The 18,921-nt window shown below is 72.1% G+C and carries 12 protein-coding genes; 11 read left to right on the forward strand and 1 reads right to left on the reverse strand.

Features of this window, described 5'->3' with window-relative positions; all coding sequences use genetic code 11:
* Positions 1-56: 56 nt before the first annotated feature.
* The 10 genes from OU415_RS25215 to OU415_RS25260 all read left to right on the forward strand — a co-directional run bounded on the left by OU415_RS25215 (position 57) and on the right by OU415_RS25260 (position 14,878).
* Complete coding sequence (locus OU415_RS25215; RefSeq protein WP_270951677.1) at positions 57-1,451, forward strand: nitrate/nitrite transporter; 1,395 nt, start codon at positions 57-59, stop codon at positions 1,449-1,451.
* 1 nt (position 1,452) lies between these two features.
* A complete protein-coding gene (locus OU415_RS25220) occupies positions 1,453-3,519 on the forward strand; it encodes a molybdopterin oxidoreductase family protein (protein ID WP_270951707.1) in 2,067 nt (688 codons plus the stop codon).
* On the forward strand, positions 3,516-4,883 hold the full coding sequence (locus OU415_RS25225) for an FAD-dependent oxidoreductase (protein ID WP_270951678.1): 1,368 nt from the start codon (positions 3,516-3,518) through the stop codon (positions 4,881-4,883). The genes OU415_RS25220 and OU415_RS25225 overlap by 4 nt, the downstream gene beginning before the upstream one ends.
* 135 nt (positions 4,884-5,018) lie before the next feature.
* Positions 5,019-7,532 (forward strand): nitrite reductase large subunit NirB, encoded by a 2,514-nt coding sequence (nirB, locus tag OU415_RS25230; protein WP_270951679.1) that lies wholly within the window; start codon positions 5,019-5,021, stop codon positions 7,530-7,532.
* Positions 7,529-7,855 (forward strand): nitrite reductase small subunit NirD, encoded by a 327-nt coding sequence (nirD, locus tag OU415_RS25235; protein WP_270951680.1) that lies wholly within the window; start codon positions 7,529-7,531, stop codon positions 7,853-7,855. Before nirB ends, nirD begins: the two co-directional genes overlap by 4 nt.
* On the forward strand, positions 7,852-8,988 hold the full coding sequence (locus OU415_RS25240) for a uroporphyrinogen-III synthase (protein ID WP_270951681.1): 1,137 nt from the start codon (positions 7,852-7,854) through the stop codon (positions 8,986-8,988). The genes nirD and OU415_RS25240 overlap by 4 nt, the downstream gene beginning before the upstream one ends.
* Positions 8,973-9,653: a sirohydrochlorin chelatase gene (locus tag OU415_RS25245; RefSeq protein ID WP_270951682.1), complete on the forward strand. Its 681-nt coding sequence runs from the start codon at positions 8,973-8,975 to the stop codon at positions 9,651-9,653. Before OU415_RS25240 ends, OU415_RS25245 begins: the two co-directional genes overlap by 16 nt.
* 112 nt (positions 9,654-9,765) lie before the next feature.
* Positions 9,766-10,092, forward strand: a complete 327-nt coding sequence (locus OU415_RS25250) for a hypothetical protein (RefSeq protein WP_270951683.1) — start codon at positions 9,766-9,768, stop codon at positions 10,090-10,092.
* A 16-nt stretch (positions 10,093-10,108) separates the two neighbouring features.
* On the forward strand, positions 10,109-14,422 hold the full coding sequence (locus tag OU415_RS25255; protein ID WP_270951684.1) for a cation-translocating P-type ATPase: 4,314 nt from the start codon (positions 10,109-10,111) through the stop codon (positions 14,420-14,422).
* A gap of 297 nt (positions 14,423-14,719) precedes the next feature.
* Complete coding sequence (locus OU415_RS25260; RefSeq protein ID WP_270951685.1) at positions 14,720-14,878, forward strand: hypothetical protein; 159 nt, start codon at positions 14,720-14,722, stop codon at positions 14,876-14,878.
* 22 nt (positions 14,879-14,900) lie between these two features.
* Here OU415_RS25260 and OU415_RS25265 read toward each other — a convergent pair whose 3' ends face one another.
* Positions 14,901-15,839, reverse strand: coding sequence for an EamA family transporter (locus OU415_RS25265; protein ID WP_270951686.1), 939 nt, complete (start codon positions 15,837-15,839; stop codon positions 14,901-14,903).
* 252 nt (positions 15,840-16,091) lie between these two features.
* Here OU415_RS25265 and acnA point away from each other — a divergent pair, with 252 nt between their 5' ends.
* Positions 16,092-18,908: an aconitate hydratase AcnA gene (gene acnA, locus OU415_RS25270; RefSeq protein WP_270951687.1), complete on the forward strand. Its 2,817-nt coding sequence runs from the start codon at positions 16,092-16,094 to the stop codon at positions 18,906-18,908.
* Positions 18,909-18,921: the final 13 nt, after the last annotated feature.

The following is an 18,921-nucleotide window of genomic DNA, read 5'->3' on the forward strand; positions in this document are numbered from 1 at the left end:
AGCCCGGCGGAAACACCCGGTTCCTACGTTCGGTCCAACCAACGGAAGGAGTCCAGGTGACCGCGAGAGCACCCGCCGGCCGGGCCCGCTGGATCGAGGGGTGGAACCCGGAGGACGAGCAGTTCTGGGAATCCACCGGCAAGCACGTGGCGCGGCGGAACCTGATCTTCTCGATCGTCTCGGAGCACATCGGCTTCTCCGTCTGGAGCATCTGGTCGGTGCTGGTGCTGTTCATGTCACCGGAGATCGGCCTGCCGTTCACCGCATCCGAGAAGTTCCTGCTGGTGGTCACGCCGAACCTGGTGGGCGCCGTGCTGCGGCTGCCCTACTCCGCGGCGGTGACCCGCTTCGGCGGGCGGAACTGGACGATCTTCAGCTCGGCGGTGCTGCTGGTGCCCGCCGGACTGGCCTGCTACTTCGTGCAGCAGCCCGGCACCCCGCTGTGGGTGTTCATGCTCGTCGGCGCGACCGCGGGCCTGGGCGGCGGGAACTTCTCCTCGTCGATGACCAACATCACCACCTTCTTCCCGCAGCGCCACCAGGGCTGGGCGCTGGGGCTCAACGCCGGGGGCGGCAACCTCGGCGTGGCGGCGGTGCAGGTCGTCGGCCTCCTGGTGATCGCCGTCGCCGGTGGCACCAACCCGGCCTACGTGGCCGCGATCTACCTGCCGCTGATCGTGGTCGCCGCCCTGTGCGCGGCGCTGTTCATGGACAACGTGGACGCGGTTCGGGCCCGTCCCGGGGCGCTGCGCGAGGCCGCCGCGAACAAGCACACCTGGTGGATCTCGGTGCTCTACATCGGGACCTTCGGCTCGTTCATCGGCTACGGCTTCGCCTTCGGCCTGGTGCTGCAGACCGAGTTCGGGTTCACGCCGCTGCAGGCGGCCAGCTGGACCTTCCTCGGCCCGCTGCTGGGTTCGGTCTCCCGCCCGGTCGGCGGTTGGCTGTCCGACCGCTTCGGCGGTGGCCGGGTGACGTTGTGGGCGTTCGCCGGGATGACCGCCGGCACCGGGGCGCTGCTGTTCGCCTCGTCGCGGGGCTCCTTCGCGATGTACCTGGTGGCGTTCATCGCGCTGTTCGTGCTGACCGGGGTCGGCAACGGTTCGACCTACAAGATGATCCCGGCGATCTTCGCGAAGGAGGCCGAGGACGCGGTCACCGACGGCGGCGAGGCCGTCGCGGCCTTCTCCCGCGCCCGCCGGTTGTCCGGCGCCGTCATCGGCATCGCCGGTGCCGTCGGCGCGCTCGGCGGTGTGGGCATCAACCTGGCGTTCCGCGCCTCCTACGGCGGCGAGGCGGCCAACGGCGACGCGGCACTGCTGGTCTTCCTCTGCTACTACGTGCTCTGCGCGCTCGTCACCTGGGCCGTTTACCTCCGGGGATCCCGCGGGAGCGCTGCTGGCCCGCAGTCCGTCGAGGCGCGGTCGAAGGCGGAGGCCACCCGTGCCTGAGTTGCGGACCGTGGCCACGCACTGCCCCTACTGCGCCTTGCAGTGCGGGACCCGGCTGACGCGCGAACGGCGCGGCGTGTCGGTGCGGCCGACGGATTTCCCGGTCAACCGCGGTGGGTTGTGCCAGAAGGGCTGGACCGCACCCGCCCTGCTCGACGTGGCGGACCGGTTGCAGCACCCGCTGGTGCGCCGGAACGGCGAGCTCGTCCCGGTCGATTGGGACACCGCGCTGCGCGTCGTCGCCGACGGTCTGCAACGCATCCGCGGCGAGCACGGGCCGGACGCCGTCGGGGTGTTCGGCGGTGGCGGGCTGACGAACGAGAAGGCCTACCTGCTCGGCAAGTTCGCCCGGCTCGCGCTGGGCACCAGCCAGATCGACTACAACGGCCGGTTCTGCATGTCCTCGGCCGCGGCAGCGGGCAACGCCGCGTTCGGGGTGGACCGCGGGTTGCCGTTCCCGGTCACCGACCTCGGCGGGGCCGACGTGGTCCTGCTGGCCGGGGCCAACCCGGCCGAGACCATGCCGCCGCTGATGCAGCACCTGCGGTCGGCGCGGCTGGTGGTGATCGACCCGCGCCGCACCGCCACGGCCGAGCGCGCCGCGCTGCACCTGCAGCCCGCGCCCGGCACCGATCTGGCGCTGGCGCTGGGTCTGCTGCACATCGCGGTCGTCGACGGCTGGGTGGACGACGACTACGTCGACACCCGCACCACCGGGTTCGCAGCGGCCCGGCAGCGGGCGATGACCTGGTGGCCGGAACGCGTAGAGCGCGTCACCGGGGTTCCGGTGACCGCGCAGCGGCAGGCGGTGCGGATGCTCGCCGAGGCGGGGAGCGCGTACGTGCTGACCGGTCGAGGCGCGGAGCAGCACAGCAACGGCGCGGACACCGTCGCGGGATTCATCGACCTGGCCCTCGCACTCGGACTGCCGGGGCGCCCCGGTCGCGGGTACGGCTGCCTGACCGGGCAGGGCAACGGGCAGGGCGGTCGCGAGCACGGCCAGAAGGCCGACCAGCTGCCCGGCTACCGGATGATCGACGACCCGGACGCCCGGGAGCACGTGGCCGGGGTCTGGGGCGTTGCGCCCGAGACGCTGCCGGGGCCGGGACGCAGCGCGTACGAGCTGCTGGACGCGCTGGGCACCGCGAACGGGCCGCGAGCGCTGCTGGTCTTCGGTTCCAACCCGGTGGTCTCGGCTCCCAACGCCGCGCACGTGGCACGGCGGCTGTCCGCATTGGACCTGCTGGTGGTGGCTGACTTCGTGCCGTCGGAGACCGCGCAGTCGGCGGACGTGGTGCTGCCGGTCACGCAGTGGGCCGAAGAGGAGGGCACCATGACCAACCTCGAAGGCCGGGTCCTGCGCCGGCGCCGGCTGCAGGTGCCGCCCGGTCACGCGCGCAGCGATCTGGAGGTCCTGCATGGCCTGGCGGTGCGGCTGGGCGAACCGGGCCACCGCTACCCGACCCGGCCGCGGGAGGTCTTCGAGGAGTTGCGCCGCGCTTCGGCCGGCGGCAAGGCCGACTACTCCGGGATCAGCTACGAGCGGCTCGACGCCGGACAAGCCCTGCACTGGCCTTGCCCGGACACCGAGCACCCCGGAACACCGCGGCTGTTCCTGGACTCCTTCGCCCACCCCGACGGGCTGGCCCGATTCGCCGCGGTCGAACACCGCGATCCCGCCGAGACCCCGCAGCGGACCTTCCCGCTGACCGCCACCACCGGCCGCGTGCTCGCGCAGTACCAGTCCGGGGCGCAGACCAGGCGGGTGGACGAGCTCAACGAGGCCGCGCCCGAACCGTTCGTGGAGATCCACCCGGACACCGCCGACCGCGCCGGTCTCACCGACGGCGAGCTGGCCCGGGTGACGTCGGCGCGCGGCAGCGCGGTCGCCCGGGTTCGGGTGGTGGGCACCATGCGCACCGACACGGTGTTCCTGCCGTTCCACTTCCCCGGCACCGGCCGGGCGAACCTGCTCACCGGCGACGCGCTCGATCCGCGCAGCCGGATGCCGGAGTTCAAGGTCAGCGCGGTGCGCATCGAACCGGCCCGGGAGGTGGTGCCCGGATGACCCGGATCGTCGTCGTCGGCAACGGCCCGGCCGCCCACCGGCTGGTCGAGCGGCTGCGGGCGCAGGGGCACACCGGTCGGATCACGGTGCTGGGCGCTGAACGGCACCCCGCCTACAACCGGGTGCTGCTGGGCTCGGTGCTGGCGCGGGAGCTGTCGCCCGCAGCTGTGCGACTGCCCGATGTGGACGCCGAGGTCCGGCTGGGGACGACCGCCACGCGAATCGACCGCAGCCGGCGGAAAGTGCGCACCGGCGACGGCGAAGAGCTCGCCTACGACGTCCTGGTGCTGGCCACCGGTTCCCGCCCGCGGTCGCCCGGGATCCGCGGGATCCAGCCGCTTCGCACGTTGAGCGACTGCGAACGCATCGACGGCGTCGCAGGTCCGGTGGCCGTGCTGGGTGGCGGGGTGCTCGGGGTCGAAGCAGCGCAGGCGCTCCTGGCCCGCGGCCACGACGTGACCTTGGTGCACCCCCAGCCGCACCTGATGGACAGCCAGGTGGACCCGGCCGGTGGTCGGCTGCTCGCCGACCGGCTCCGCGGGCTCGGGCTCGCGCTGCGGTTGGAGCGCCGGGCGGTCGAGCACCGGCGCGGTCGACTGCTCCTGGACAGCGGCGAAGCGATTCCGGCCGAGCTGGTGGTCTCCTGCACCGGAGTGACGCCGGAAACCGCGCTGGCGGTGCGGGCCGGGTTGGCGGTGCGGCACGGGATCGTGGTGGACGACCGGTTGCGCACCAGCGATCCGCACATCCACGCCATCGGCGACTGCGCCGAGCACGACGGCAGCACGCCCGGGCGGATCGACTCGGCGTGGGAGCAGGCCGACGCGCTCGCCGACCTGCTGTGCGGCGGCGAGCGCCGCTACCGCGGCACCCGCGCGGTCACCCGGCTCAACGCGCGCGGTATCGAGCTGGTCTCGGTCGGCGCGGTGGAGTCCCTGGCCAGCGCGGAGGCCGAGATCGTCACGCTCTCGGACCCCGCTCGCGGCCGCTACGCCAAGTTGGCGCTGCGGGAGGAACGGATCTCCGGTGCGGTGGTCATCGGCTTCTCGCAGGCGATCGCATCGGTCACGCAGCTGCACGACCGCGACCTGCCGGTGCCCGCCGATCGCCTCGCGCTGCTGCTGGGCAACCCCGCCACCACGTCCGCCCGCGTCGAACCGTCCGACGACGCGGTGCTCTGCCGCTGCAACAACGTCACCGAGAAGTCCCTGACCGCCGCCTGGCACGGCGGTGCTCGCTCGGTCCGCGAGCTGGCCAGGGCAACGCGGGCGACCACGGGCTGCGGAGGCTGCGCCGACGACGTCGCACGCCTCTGCGCAGCACTGGCCCACCGCACTGAACACCAGAAGAAGGGCGTCGCATGACGCCTTGTGCCAACCGGAGTCCTGCTCAACCGCACCTTAGGGGACCGTGATGCAACCCAGCCACGAGAAACCGCGGAACGCGAGATCGATCCCGGACGCAACCACCACTGAAAAACGCGGAGAGGCGGACTGCGCATGACCCGCACGCTCATCGTCGTCGGCCACGGGATGGTCGGGCACCGGCTCGTGGAGTCGCTCCGGGAGCGCGATGCGACCGGTACCTGGCGGATCGTCGTGCTGGGCGAGGAATCCCGGCCTGCCTACGACCGGGTGGCGCTGTCGTCCTACCTGGACGGCAAGAGCGCCGAGGACCTGAGCCTGGCCGACCACGAGCTGCTGGAGGATCCGCTGGTCGAACTGCGGTTGAACACCGCGGTGACCGGCATCGACCGCGCCGCCCGCACGGTGTCCACATCGGACGGTTCGGTGCTGGGCTACGACGCGCTGGTGCTGGCCACCGGGTCGCGGCCGTTCGTGCCGCCGGTGCCCGGCCACGACCTCGACGGCTGCTTCACCTACCGCACCATCGACGACCTCGACGCCATCCGCGACGCCGCGACCGAGGGCGCGAACGGCGTGGTCATCGGCGGTGGCCTGCTCGGCCTCGAGGCGGCGAACGCCCTGCGGCTGCTGGGGATGCGCGCGCACGTCGTCGAGATGGCGCCGCGGCTGATGCCGTTGCAGGTCGACGAGGGCGGTGGCCAGGTCCTCGGCCGTCTGGTCGGCGACCTCGGGTTGGCGGTGCACTGCGGTGCGGCGACGAAGTCCATCGACGGCGACGGCCGAGTCCGCGGTGTTTCGCTGGCCGACGGCACGGTGATCGACACCGAGCTCGTGGTGTTCTCCGCCGGGGTGCGGCCGCGCGACGAGCTGGCCGAGGTCGCCGGGCTGGACCGGGCCGAGCGCGGCGGGATCCTGGTCGACGAGTTCTGCCGCACCGGGGACGAGAACATCTGGGCCATCGGCGAATGCGCCGCGGTGCAGGGCAGCTGCTACGGGCTGGTCGCGCCCGGCTACAGCATGGCGGAAGGCGTCGCCGAGCAGCTGCTGGAGCTGGGCGACGGCGCTTTCCCCGGGGCCGACCTGTCCACCAAGCTCAAGCTGCTCGGCGTCGACGTCGCGAGCTTCGGCGATGCGCACGCGCGGGCGGAGGGCGCTTTGGAGGTCGTCTACGCCAACAACGCCGCGGGCACCTACGCCAAGCTGGTGCTCAGCGACGACGCGCGAGTGCTGCTCGGCGGTGTGCTCGTCGGCGACGCCAGTGCGTACTCCGTGCTGCGGCCGCTGGTGGACCGCGAGCTGCCCGCACCGCCCGAGCAGCTGCTGCTGCCCGCCGGGTCCGGTGTGGACGCCGGGACCCTGCCCGCGGACGCCACGGTGTGCTCCTGCAACAACGTGACCAAGCAGGACATCACCTCCGCCATCGCCGCGCAGCAGCTCACCGACGTACCGGGCGTCAAGGCCTGCACGAAGGCCGGCACCAGCTGCGGTTCGTGCGTGCCGATGCTGAAGAACCTGCTCGGCGAGTGCGGAGTCGTCACCTCCAAGGCGCTGTGCGAGCACTTCCCGCAGTCGCGCAGCGAGCTGTTCGAGGTGGTCCGGGCCACCGACGTCGACTCGTTCTCCGAGCTGATCGGCAAGCACGGCAACGGGCACGGCTGCGACATCTGCAAGCCCGCGGTCGCCTCCATCCTGGCCAGCCTCGGCCACGGCCACATCCTCGACGGCGAGCAGGCCGCGCTGCAGGACACCAACGACCGGTTCCTGGCCAACATGCAGCGCAACGGCACCTACTCGGTGGTGCCCCGGGTGCCCGGCGGGGAGATCACCCCGGACAAGCTGATCGTGCTGGGCGAGGTGGCCAAGGAGTTCGGCCTGTACACCAAGATCACCGGCGGGCAGCGCATCGACCTGTTCGGCGCGCGGGTGGAGCAGCTGCCGCTGATCTGGCGGCGGCTGGTCGACGCCGGGTTCGAATCCGGCCACGCCTACGGCAAGGCGCTGCGCACCGTGAAGTCCTGCGTCGGCGACGACTGGTGCCGCTACGGCGTGCAGGACTCGGTGAGCATGGCCATCCGGCTCGAGCTGCGCTACCGGGGGCTGCGGGCACCGCACAAGATCAAGGCCGGGGTGTCCGGCTGCGCCCGGGAGTGCGCTGAAGCGCGCGGCAAGGACTTCGGCGTGATCGCCACCGACCGCGGCTGGAACCTCTACGTCGGCGGCAACGGCGGGTTCACCCCGCGCCACGCCGAACTGCTGGCCGCCGACCTCGACGACGAGCAGCTGATCAAGCTCGTCGACCGGTTCCTGATGTTCTACGTGCGCACCGCCGACCGGCTGCAGCGCACCTCGGCCTGGCTGGAGTCGCTGGACGGCGGCTTGGAGCACCTGCGCGAGGTCGTCGTCGAGGACTCGCTGGGCATCGCCGACGAGCTGGAAGCGGCGATGCGGCGCCACGTCGAGGACTACACCGACGAGTGGGCCGGGGTGCTGGCCGATCCGGCCAAGCTGGCCCGCTTCGTCTCCTTCGTCAACGCCCCGGAAGCACCGGACCCGACCATCCGCTTCGTCCAGGAGCGCGGTCAGATCCGGCCCGGTCCGGTGGCGCTGCCGATGCCCGCTCTCGCAACCCAGGAGGTGTCCGGATGACCTGGCAACGGATCTGCGAACTCGACCTGCTGCTGCCCGAGTACGGGGTGCCCGCGCTGGTCCACGACCAGCCGGTGGCGGTGTTCCGCACCCGCGACGACGAGCTGTACGCGGTGGGCAACGTCGACCCGTTCTGCGGGGCCGGCGTGATCAGCCGCGGCATCGTCGGCGACCGCGGCGGCGAGCCCACCGTCGCCTCCCCGATGCTCAAGCAGGTCTTCTCGCTGCGCACCGGGCAGTGCCTGGACGACCCGGCGGCGCAGCTGCCGATCTACCCGGTCCGCCGCCGCGCCGACGACGTGGTGGAGGTCGCTCTTCCTTGACCGACGAACTCGCTGGTTACACCGTCGCGGTGACCGCGGCGCGACGGGCCGACGAGCTGGGAACCCTGCTGGAGAACCGCGGCGCGCGGGTCATGCACGGCCCGGCGCTGCGGATCCTCCCGCTGTCCGACGACGCCGAGCTCCGGCGGGTCAGCCTGCGCTGCCTGGACGCGCCTCCCGACGTGGTGGTGGCCACGACCGGCATCGGTTTCCGCGGCTGGATCGAGGCCGCCGACGGGTGGGGCATCGGTGCGGAGCTGCTCGACGCCTTGCGCCCGGCGCAGCTGCTGGCGCGCGGGCCGAAGGCGCGCGGAGCGGTGCGTGCCGCCGGGCTGCCCGATCCGTGGTCGCCTGCGTCGGAGTCGTCCGCTGAACTGCTGTCCCACCTGCTCGAACAGGAGTTGGCCGGGGTTCGGATCGCGGTGCAGCTGCACGGGCAGCCGCTGCCGGACTTCGCCGAGGCGCTGCGCTGCGCCGGTGCGGAGGTCGTCGAGGTGCCGGTCTACCGCTGGACCGCACCGGCGGACACCACCGCGTTGGAGAACCTGCTGCGGTCGGTGTGCGCGCGGGAGATCGACGCGGTGACCTTCACCAGCGCGCCCGCCGCGGCAGGCCTGCTGTCGCTGGCGGCGAGACTGCGCTGCGAGGAGGAGCTGCTGGCCGCGCTGCGCGGTCCGGTGCTGGTGGCCTGCGTCGGGCCGGTGACGCACGCGCCGCTGGCCGACCACGACGTTCCCGCGGTGATCCCCCGGCGGTTCCGCCTCGGCGCACTGGTGCGTTCGCTGTGCGAGGCGCTGCCCGACAGGGCGCCGACGCTGCCGGTGGGTGGCCGGGAGCTGCAGGTGCGGGGGCACGCCGCCGTGGTGGACGGAGTGGTCAGACCGCTTTCCCCGCAGGGCAGAACGCTGCTGGGCGTGCTGGCCGAGCGGCCGGGGCGGGTGGTGTCGCGCCAGGACCTCGCCGAGGCGCTGCGCCGCTCCGGGAGCCCGGCCGACGAACACGCCGTGGAGCAGGCGGTGGCGCGCTTGCGGGCGGCGCTGGGCGCTGCGCAGCTGGTGCAGACCGTGATCAAACGCGGATACCGACTTCCGCTGGAACCGATGGGAGGCGCTCCGCGATGCGCGCAACCGTGAACCCACCGCTGCTGCTGGTCGCCCACGGCACGCGCGACCCGGCCGGGCCCCGGGTGGTCGAGCGCCTCGCAGCAGCGGCGGCCGAACGCCTGGACGTGCCGGTGCACGTCGGCTACGTCGACGTCATCGGGCCGACCGCGGTCGAAGTGCTGCGCGACCTCGACGGCCCGGTGGTCGTGCTGCCCGCTTTCCTGGCCTCCGGGTACCACGTGCGCACCGATCTCCCTGCGCAGATCGCCGCCAGCGACCGGACCGGCGTCGTGGTCTGCCGGGCGCTGGGGCCTGCCCCGGAACTCGTCGAAGCGATGCGGGAGCGGCTGATCACCGCCGGGTGGCAGCCCGGTGCTCGCATAGCGTTCTCCGCCGCCGGGTCGTCCGACGAACACGCGCTGGCCGACGTGCGCGCGGCGGCGCAGCTGCTGGGCCGCCGCTGCGGGCAGTGGCTGACCCCGAGCTACGTCACCACAGCGGCTCCCGCCACCGCCGAGGTCTGCGGCCCCGCCGACTTCATCGCCCCGTACCTGCTGGCCCCGGGGCTGTTCCACCGGCGCCTGGCGGAGCTGCCGGTCGCCGGTGTCGCCCAGCCGATCGGCGACCACCCGGCCGTGGTGGAACTGATCACGCGCCGCTACCGGCAGGCCCGGCGGCAGGCGCTCGCCGCGTGAAACTGGCCGCCGGGTGATTCCGGCGGCCGCGACGGGGTACCCCAACTGCAACGGGATCGCGTACGAGGCCGCGACCGCGCTCGGTCGCGGGTGTGTCGAGGGGGTTCTCCAGATGTCCAGCACCACCAGTTCCAGCACCGCCCACCGGACCCGTCGACAGCCCTCGAGCAAGAGCGGCCAGGCCGGTCCGACGATCCCCGTGCCCTACGTGACGGCGGAGCTGCACACCGCCAAGATCCCGCTGCCCGGCGGCAAGGAGGTCTCCTCCGCCGTCGACACCGTGCGCGGTCAGCTGCCCTCCGCGGACCAGCTGCTGTTCTACGGCGGGTTGACCGCGGCCGCTGCCTTCAGCGTCATCGAATGGCCGGTGGCGGCGGCGATCGGCATCGGGAACGCACTCGTCCAGCGCAGCGTGCACAAGGAGCGCGGCGAGGGCTGATCGCGAGGAACCGCCGATGCCACTGGGCTGGCTGCTCACCAAAGCAGCCGAGGTCGCCGCACCGGTGCTGCACGCAGCCCGCACCAAGGCGGCCGCTCCCACCGGTCGACGGGTCTGGGCCGGCCGACGCCGCAGCCACCTGGAGATCCGGGGCGTGCACGAACCCGGCTCCGAGGCCGCCGCGCGCGAAATCGAAGCCCGGGTCCTCGCCGCCGACGGCGTGCGCAGCGCCGAGGTCAACAGCGTGCTCGGACGCGTGGTCGTCGAGCACGATCCCGACGTGGTGGACATCGCGGAGCTGTCGCGGCTGATCTCCGAGGCCGAGCACGAGCACGGTCTGGACGACGCGGTGATGTCCCCGCGCAGCACCGCCCACCCGGCCAACACCGAACCGGTGCTCCGCGACGCGGCAGCGCTGGTCATCAGCCTGGCCGGGCTCGGCTACTCCGCAGCGGCCTCGCTGCTGCCGGTGCGCACGGTGCCACCGCTGTTCCCCGCCGTGATCTCGCTGGTCGACTCCGTGCCGTGGCTGCGCAACGGTCTGGAGCGCAAGCTCGGCCGAGCACCGGCGGACAGCTTGCTCGTGCTCGGTGGCGCCGTCTCGCACGGGTTGTCCCGGAACCCGCTCGGCGTGTTCACCCACTTGTGCGGCCGGTTCTGCGCCTCGCGCGAGACGCTCGCCCGGCAGCAGGCCTGGCACGAGTGGGAGCGGAGTTCGGTGCACCGGTGCGATCCGGTGGTCGTCGAGCCGCGCCCGCAACCGGTTCCGAGCGGACCTGTCGAGCGGGTCGCGAGCGTCTCCGGTGGAACAGCCCTGGCCGCTTACGGCACCGTGCTCGCCGCCACGCGCAACCCGCAGCGCGCGCTGGCCATGCTGCTGGCCGGAGTGCCGCGTCCGGCCAAGTCCGGGCGCGAGGGCTTCGCCACCCACCTGTCCACCGCGGTCTCGGCCCGCGGTGGGCTCGTCCTGGAGCCCGACGCGCTGCGGCGGCTCGACCGCGTCGACACCGTCGTGTTCGACGCCCCTGCGCTGCTCACCGGCCGTCGCTCGCTCGACGTCGTCGTCCCGCTGGACTCGGAGGCCGACGTCGCGGAGCTTTTCGCCCGCGCGAGCCGACTCATCGATCTGCAGGACCCGACGGCCGAGCAGGTTCTCGGCGACTGGTCGACCGGCCCCGTACCGGAACACCTCCCGGACGCCGCTCGCGGCGCCGCCGCGGAAGCGTCCGCGCGCGGTTCGGCGGTGGTGCTGCGCCACCGCGGCGAGGTCGTGGCCCTGGCCAACGTCGTCGAAGAGCTCGATCCGCTCGCCGAAGCGCTGGTCGAAACGGCCCGGGAGAACGGGGCGGCGGTGGTGGCCGGAATCAGCAGCCGCCTGGACCACCGGCTTCCGTTCGACCAGGTCGTGGCCGGGGGGAACCGGCTGGCCGGTTCGGTGCGGCGGCTGCAGGCCGACGGCGCGGTGGTCGCGGTCGTCTCGGCCCGGGCAAACGCCGCGTTGGCCGCGGCAGACGTCGGCCTCGGACTGTCCACACCGGACCACGCCCCTTGGGGCGCTGATGTGCTGTGCCCGCGAGCCGACGTCGTCCACCTGCTGCTGGCCGCCACCGAGAACGCCCGCTCGGCCAGCCGCAACGCGGTCCTGCTGTCGGTCGCCGGTGCCTGCCTGGGAGCGCTGTTCGCCGCCTTCGGCCCTGCACTCGGGGCGCCGGGGCGCGCTTCGATGCCGGTGCAAGCGGCGACCTTGTCGGCGCTGATCACCGGCACCTGGGCCGGGATGTGCGCGGCCAACCGCGCTCCCCCGGTCCCGCAGGAGCGAACGCCTTGGCACGCCATGCCCCCGGACGCAGCTCTGTCCACATTGGCCAGTTCGGAACGGGGGCTGAGCGAGTCGATCGCCGCCAGCCGGCGCCAGGACCGCGAACGGGACCGCCCGCGGCCCGGAGTGGCCCGGGCGACCGTGGAAGGCCTGATCACCCCGATCACGCCGGTGCTGGGCGCCGGTGCGGTCATCTCCGCCGGTCTCGGATCGGTGGTCGACGCGGCGCTGATCGTCGGGGTTCTGCTGGCCAGCGCGCTGGTCGACGGCGTCCAGCGGGTCACCACCGACCGGGAGCTGACCCGGCTGCTCGATGCCGGGCAGATGCCCGCGCGGCGCAAGCGCGAAGGCACCACCGACGTGGTCCCGGCCGACCAGCTCGTGCCCGGCGACGTCATCGAGCTGCGCGCCGGCGACGGGGTGCCCGCCGACGCCCGGCTGCTGTCCGTCGACGGCCTGGAGGTCGACGAGTCCAGCCTCACCGGCGAGTCCCAGCTGGTCGTCAAGGACATCGCCGCCACCACCGCACCCGTGGTCGCCGACCGCACCTGCATGCTCTACCAGGGAACGGCCGTCGCCAGCGGGACCGGCACCGCCGTCGTCGTCGCGGTCGGCACGCGCACCGAGCTCGGGCGCACCGCCCAGACCAGCGCACCGGAGACCGGCAACGGCGTCGAGGCCCGGCTCGGCGAGCTGACGAAGAAGATCCTGCCCGTCTCCATCGGAGCGGGCGGTGCGCTGTTCGCCGCCGACCTGCTGCGCGGTGTGCCGCTGGGCCGGACCGTCGCCCGCTCCGTCGGGCTCGCGGTGGCCGCCGTCCCCGAAGGGGTGCCCTTCGTCGCCACGCTCGCCGAGCTCGCGGCGGCCCGGCGCCTGGCCGGCCGCGGCGTGCTGGTGCGCAGTCCCGCCACCATCGAGGCGCTGGGCCGGGTCGACGCGCTGTGCTTCGACAAGACCGGCACCCTCACCCAGGGCCGGATCGCGCTCGGGCAGGTCTCCGACGGCCGCACCGCTCAGTCCACTTCGGACCTCGACGAACAGCACCGGGAGGTCGTGGCGGCTGGAGTGCGGGCCACGCCCCGGCCGACCGACGAGCACCCGCTCCCCCACCTCACCGACCAGGCGGTGCTCGACGGGGCGCGCGCCGCTGGTGTCGCTGCGGACGGAATCGTGCTGGCGGAGCTGCCTTTCGAACCGTCGCGGGGTTTCCACGCGGTGCGCACCGACGGCCTGCTGTCGGTCAAGGGCGCCCCGGAGGTCGTGCTCGAACGGTGCGTCAGCTGGCGGCGCCCGGAGGGCAGCGAGGTGTTCGACGCCGAAGCGCGGGCGGAGGTCGAGAACGAGGTCGAGCGGCTGGCGATGGACGGCTACCGGCTGCTCGCGGTGGCCGAGCGCGCCGCTCCCTCCGCCGCGACCGATCTGGCCGAGTCCGATGTGGACGACCTGGAGCTCGTCGGCCTGCTGGGCCTGGCCGATCCGGTGCACCCGGCCGCGGCCGAAGCGGTTTCGCAGCTGAGCCGCTCGGGCGTCGACGTGATCATGATCACCGGCGATCACCCCAGCACCGCCGAGTCGATCGCCGCCGAGCTCGGCATGCTCGGCGAGAAGCGGGTGTTCACCGGAGCCGAGCTGGACCAGCTCGACGACGAGCAGCTGACCGGCGAGCTGCCGAAGATCTCGGTGTTCGCCCGGGTCAGCCCGGCGCAGAAGGCGCGCATCGTGCGCCGGATGCGGGCCGGCGGCCGGGTGGTGGCGATGACCGGCGACGGCGCCAACGACGTCCCGGCGATCAACCTGGCCCAGGTGGGGATCGCGTTCGGCTCCCGGGCCACCCCGGCCGCGCGCGAGGCCGCGGACCTGGTCGTCGCCGAGGACCGCATCGAGACGTTGACCGATGGCATCGTCGAAGGCCGCGGGATGTGGACGTCGGTGCGCGACGCGCTGTCGATCCTGCTCGGCGGCAACCTCGGCGAGATCGGCTACGCGCTGAGCACCGGGCTGATCAGCCCCGCGGCCGGGCTCAACGCCCGCCAGCTGCTGGTGGTCAACCTGCTCACCGACATCATGCCCGCCATCGCGATCGCGGTGCGGCCACCGCCGCACGCCACCCCGGAGAAGCTGCTCGCCGAGGGACCGGAGGCTTCGCTCGGCACGGCGCTGGCGCACGACGTCTACGCCCGCGCCGCGGCCACGGCCGGTGCGGCCGGACGCGCCTGGCAGCTCGCCCGGCCGCTGTCCACCGCCGCGCAAGCCCGCACCACCGGCCTGGTCGCGCTGGTCTCCGCGCAGTTGGCGCAGACCCTCGCGGTGCGGGGCCGCACCCCGCTGGTCCTCGCCGCGGGAGCGGGATCGCTGGTGGTGCTGTTCGGCCTCGTGCAGCTGCCCGGCGTCAGCCAGTTCTTCGGCAGCAGTCCTCTGCTCCCGCACCACTGGGGCATCGCGGCGGCCACGTCGATCGCTGCGACACTGGCGGTGCTGGTGTGGCAGAAGTGGTCGCGGAAAACCGTCTGACCTGCACTGTTACGCCCCGGTTCACCTCTTCGACACCTCCGGCTGGAGCCCGGCTAACCCGGCCGGCGGACAGTCGGACCTGAACGCACCAGCGATACCGGGAGAACCTGCACGATGCCCCAGTTCCTCACCACCGTCCTGACCGGCGTGGCCATCGCCCTCCTCGAGAAGCTTCTGGTCAACCTGGTCGGCTCCGCTCTGCGCGCAGCCCGCTGATCCCGAAGCCCGCAGATCGGTGCAGGACACCCCGATCAGCTCCGCGGGCCGGCCGGCGAGTTCACCGAGCGCTACGCCGGAATGGCGCCCGAACCCGGCACGAGCCTCGAGCAGTACATGGGCGGTCATTCCAACCCCGCCAAGCCAGGAGCCGGCGAATACCCGGTGGCCCTCGGCAGGTCCTACGACATCCTGCTGCACCTCAACACCATCACCGCGGCCGAACTGCGGTTCCGCTGAACAGCGAGGCGGTGCTGGCGGATCAGGACCGCACCCCGGCGAGCTCCGCCTCCTGGACCTTCGCCGGAGCGGAGCGCTGGGCGACGTAGGCACCGGCGAGGATCAGCGCTCCGCCGAGCAGCTGGATCGGCCCCAGCGCCTCGGACAGCAGCGCCCAGGCCAGCAGGGTGGCCACCACCGGTTCCAGGAACGCGACGGCTCCGGCCACCTGCGGCGACAACCGGCGGACCGCGATGATGCCGGTCAGGTACGCCGCCACCGTGCTGACCACGACGATCCAGGCCACCGCCACCAGCGCCGGGAACTGGCTGCCGGCCAGTTCGACGTCGCCGAGCAGCATCGACCAGTCCATGTCCCACGGCTGCGCGATCAAGGTCACGACGACAGCCCCGAGCAGCAGGCCGAAGCCGGCGAGGGCGAACGGGTCCACCTCGGGACCGCTGTCGGAGAGCAGGAAGTAGGCCATCTGGCAGCCCGCGGCGCCCAGCGCCAGCAGCAGGCCGATCGGGTCGAAGCTCAGCCCGGACCACAGCTCCACCACGCACGCCAGCCCGACCAGCGCGATCGCCACGCCGATCGCCGCCGAGCGGCTCACCGGGCTGCGCCGCACGAACCGGATCCAGCCCAGCACCAGCACCGGTCCGAGGAACTCGATCAGCAGCGCGACCCCGACCGGCACGCTGGCGATCGCCGCGAAGTAGAAGACCTGGACACCGGCGATGGCGAACAACCCGTACGCGATGAGCAGCTTGGGCACCTGCTTCGCGGCCGCCGCGTGCCGGAGCGCGAACGGCAGCATCAGCAGCGCGCCACCGGCCAACCGCAACCACGCCACCTGCAGCGGGCTGAACCCCGCGGTGATGAGAGGTTTGGCGAACGGTCCGGATCCGCCGAAGCAGAACGCGGAGGCGATCGCGACCGCCACCCCGGCGGACTTCGCATTGCTGGTCAGGTTGCGCACCCACCCATCGAAGCACGCGTCCCCGACCGTCCTGAACCCGATTCCGGTACCGACGTCCCAATCCGTGGGAACCCCCGGAAAAACAGCGGTTTTGCACGGAGTGGTACATGTGATCGAGAGTTTGCCAACCCTTAGTTGAGAGCCATTGCAGGACAAGCGTACTGTTAGCGTCGAAGAGAGCGGGTTCTGCGCGCACGCTCGGCCGACGTGCGCGAGACTCGCAATCGTTCCCGAACTTGCGCCCGTCGCGAGATGGAGTTGAACGTGACTGCACCTGCGAGCAAGGACAGCTTCAGCGCCCGCGGCACGCTGAACGTCGGCGACGCCTCTTACGAGGTGTTCCGGCTCAGCGCGGTCGACGGGGCCCAGCGGCTGCCCTACAGCCTCAAGATCCTCCTGGAAAACCTGCTGCGAACCGAGGACGGCGCGAACATCACCGCCGACCACGTGCGCGCGCTGGCCAACTGGGACGCCAAGGCCGAGCCGTCCACCGAGATCCAGTTCACCCCGGCCCGGGTGATCATGCAGGACTTCACCGGTGTGCCGTGCGTGGTCGACCTCGCCACCATGCGCGAGGCCGTCGCCGATCTCGGCGGCGACACCTCCAAGGTCAACCCGCTGGCTCCGGCCGAGCTGGTCATCGACCACTCGGTGATCATCGACGTGTTCGGCAAGCCGGACGCCTTCGAGCGCAACGTCGAGTTCGAGTACGGCCGCAACAAGGAGCGCTACCAGTTCCTGCGCTGGGGCCAGGGCGCCTTCGACGAGTTCAAGGTCGTCCCCCCGGGCACCGGCATCGTGCACCAGGTCAACATCGAGCACCTGGCCCGCACCGTCATGGCCCGCAACGGCCAGGCCTACCCGGACAGCTGCGTCGGCACCGACTCGCACACCACCATGGTCAACGGCCTGGGCGTGCTGGGCTGGGGCGTCGGCGGCATCGAGGCCGAGGCCGCGATGCTCGGCCAGCCGGTGTCGATGCTGATCCCGCGCGTGGTCGGCTTCAAGCTGACCGGCGAGATCCCGGCCGGTGCCACCGCCACCGACGTGGTCCTCACGATCACCGAGATGCTGCGCAAGCACGGCGTCGTCGGCAAGTTCGTCGAGTTCTACGGCTCCGGCGTGGCTTCGGTCCCGCTGGCCAACCGCGCCACCATCGGCAACATGAGCCCGGAGTTCGGCTCCACCGCGGCGATCTTCCCGATCGACGAGGAGACCGTCCGCTACCTCAAGCTCACCGGCCGTCCGGCCGACCAGGTCGCCCTGGTCGAGACCTACGCCAAGGAGCAGGGCCTGTGGCACGACCCGAGCCACGAGCCGGAGTACTCCGAGTACCTCGAGCTGGATCTGTCCACCGTGGTCCCGTCCATCGCCGGCCCGAAGCGCCCGCAGGACCGGATCGTGGTCTCCGAGGCCAAGCAGTCGTTCCGCAACACGCTGACCGACTACGTCAAGGTCGAGACCGCTGACGACCGCGCCGTGGACGAGGCCGGCGAGGAGTCCTTCCCGGCCAGCGACGCCCCGGCGGTCACCCACCACGAGTCCGCGCCGGCCGTCGTCTCGGCCGCCAACGGCTCGCACGGCCGGATCTCCAAGCCGGTCACGGTGTCCTCCGACGAGCTGGGCGAGTTCGAGCTCGACCACGGTGCCGTGGTGATCGCCTCGATCACCTCCTGCACCAACACCTCGAACCCGTCGGTGATGCTGGGCGCGGCGCTGCTGGCCCGCAACGCGGTGGACAAGGGCCTGACCCGCAAGCCGTGGGTGAAGACCTCGATGGCCCCTGGCTCGCAGGTCGTCACCGACTACTACGAGAAGGCCGGTCTCTGGCCGTACCTGGAGAAGCTGGGCTTCCACCTGGTCGGCTACGGCTGCACCACCTGCATCGGCAACTCCGGCCCGCTGCCGGAGGAGATCTCCGCCGCGGTGCAGGACAACGACCTGTCGGTCGTCTCGGTGCTGTCGGGCAACCGGAACTTCGAGGGCCGGATCAACCCCGACGTCAAGATGAACTACCTGGCCTCGCCGCCGCTGGTCATCGCCTACGCGCTCGCGGGTTCGATGGACTTCGACTTCGAGAACGACCCGCTGGGCACCGACCCCGAGGGCAAGCCGGTCTACCTGCGCGACATCTGGCCGTCGCCGCAGGAGGTCCAGCAGACCATCGACTCGGCGATCACCAACGAGATGTTCGCCAAGTCCTACGAGGACGTCTTCAAGGGCGACGAGCGCTGGCGTTCGCTGCCCACCCCGGAGGGTCAGACCTTCGAGTGGGACGCGGAGTCCACCTACGTGCGCAAGCCCCCGTACTTCGAGGGCATGGCGATGGACCCGGCGCCGGTCACCGACATCTCCGGTGCTCGCGTGCTGGCGCTGCTCGGCGACTCGGTCACCACCGACCACATCTCGCCGGCCGGTGCGATCAAGCCGGACTCGCCCGCGGGCCAGTACCTCACCGAGCACGGCATCGACCGCAAGGACTTCAACTCCTACGGTTCCCGCCGCGGCAACCACGAGGTGATGATCCGGGGCACCTTCGCCAACATCCGGCTGCGCAACCTGCTGCTGGACGACGTGCAGGGCGGCTACACCCGGGACTTCACCCAGGAAGGCGCCCCGCAGGCGTACATCTACGACGCCGCGCAGAACTACGCCGCGCAGGGCACCCCGCTGGTGGTGCTCGGCGGCAAGGAGTACGGCTCCGGTTCCTCGCGCGACTGGGCGGCCAAGGGCACCAGCCTGCTCGGGGTCCGCGCCGTTATCACCGAGTCCTTCGAGCGCATCCACCGCTCGAACCTGATCGGCATGGGCGTCATCCCGCTGCAGTTCCCGGAGGGCGAGTCGGCCAAGTCGCTGGGCCTGGACGGCACCGAGACCTTCGACATCGCGGGCATCACCAAGCTCAACGACGGTGAGACCCCGGAGACGGTCAAGGTCACCGCGACCAAGGCCGACGGCTCCAAGGTGGAGTTCGACGCCAAGGTCCGCATCGACACCCCCGGTGAAGCGGACTACTTCCGCAACGGCGGCATCCTGCAGTACGTCCTCCGCAAGATGATCCGCTCCTGATCCCCTGCCGATC

This window comes from Saccharopolyspora oryzae, assembly GCF_027853915.1.
In the GTDB taxonomy this organism is placed as follows: domain Bacteria; phylum Actinomycetota; class Actinomycetes; order Mycobacteriales; family Pseudonocardiaceae; genus Saccharopolyspora; species Saccharopolyspora oryzae.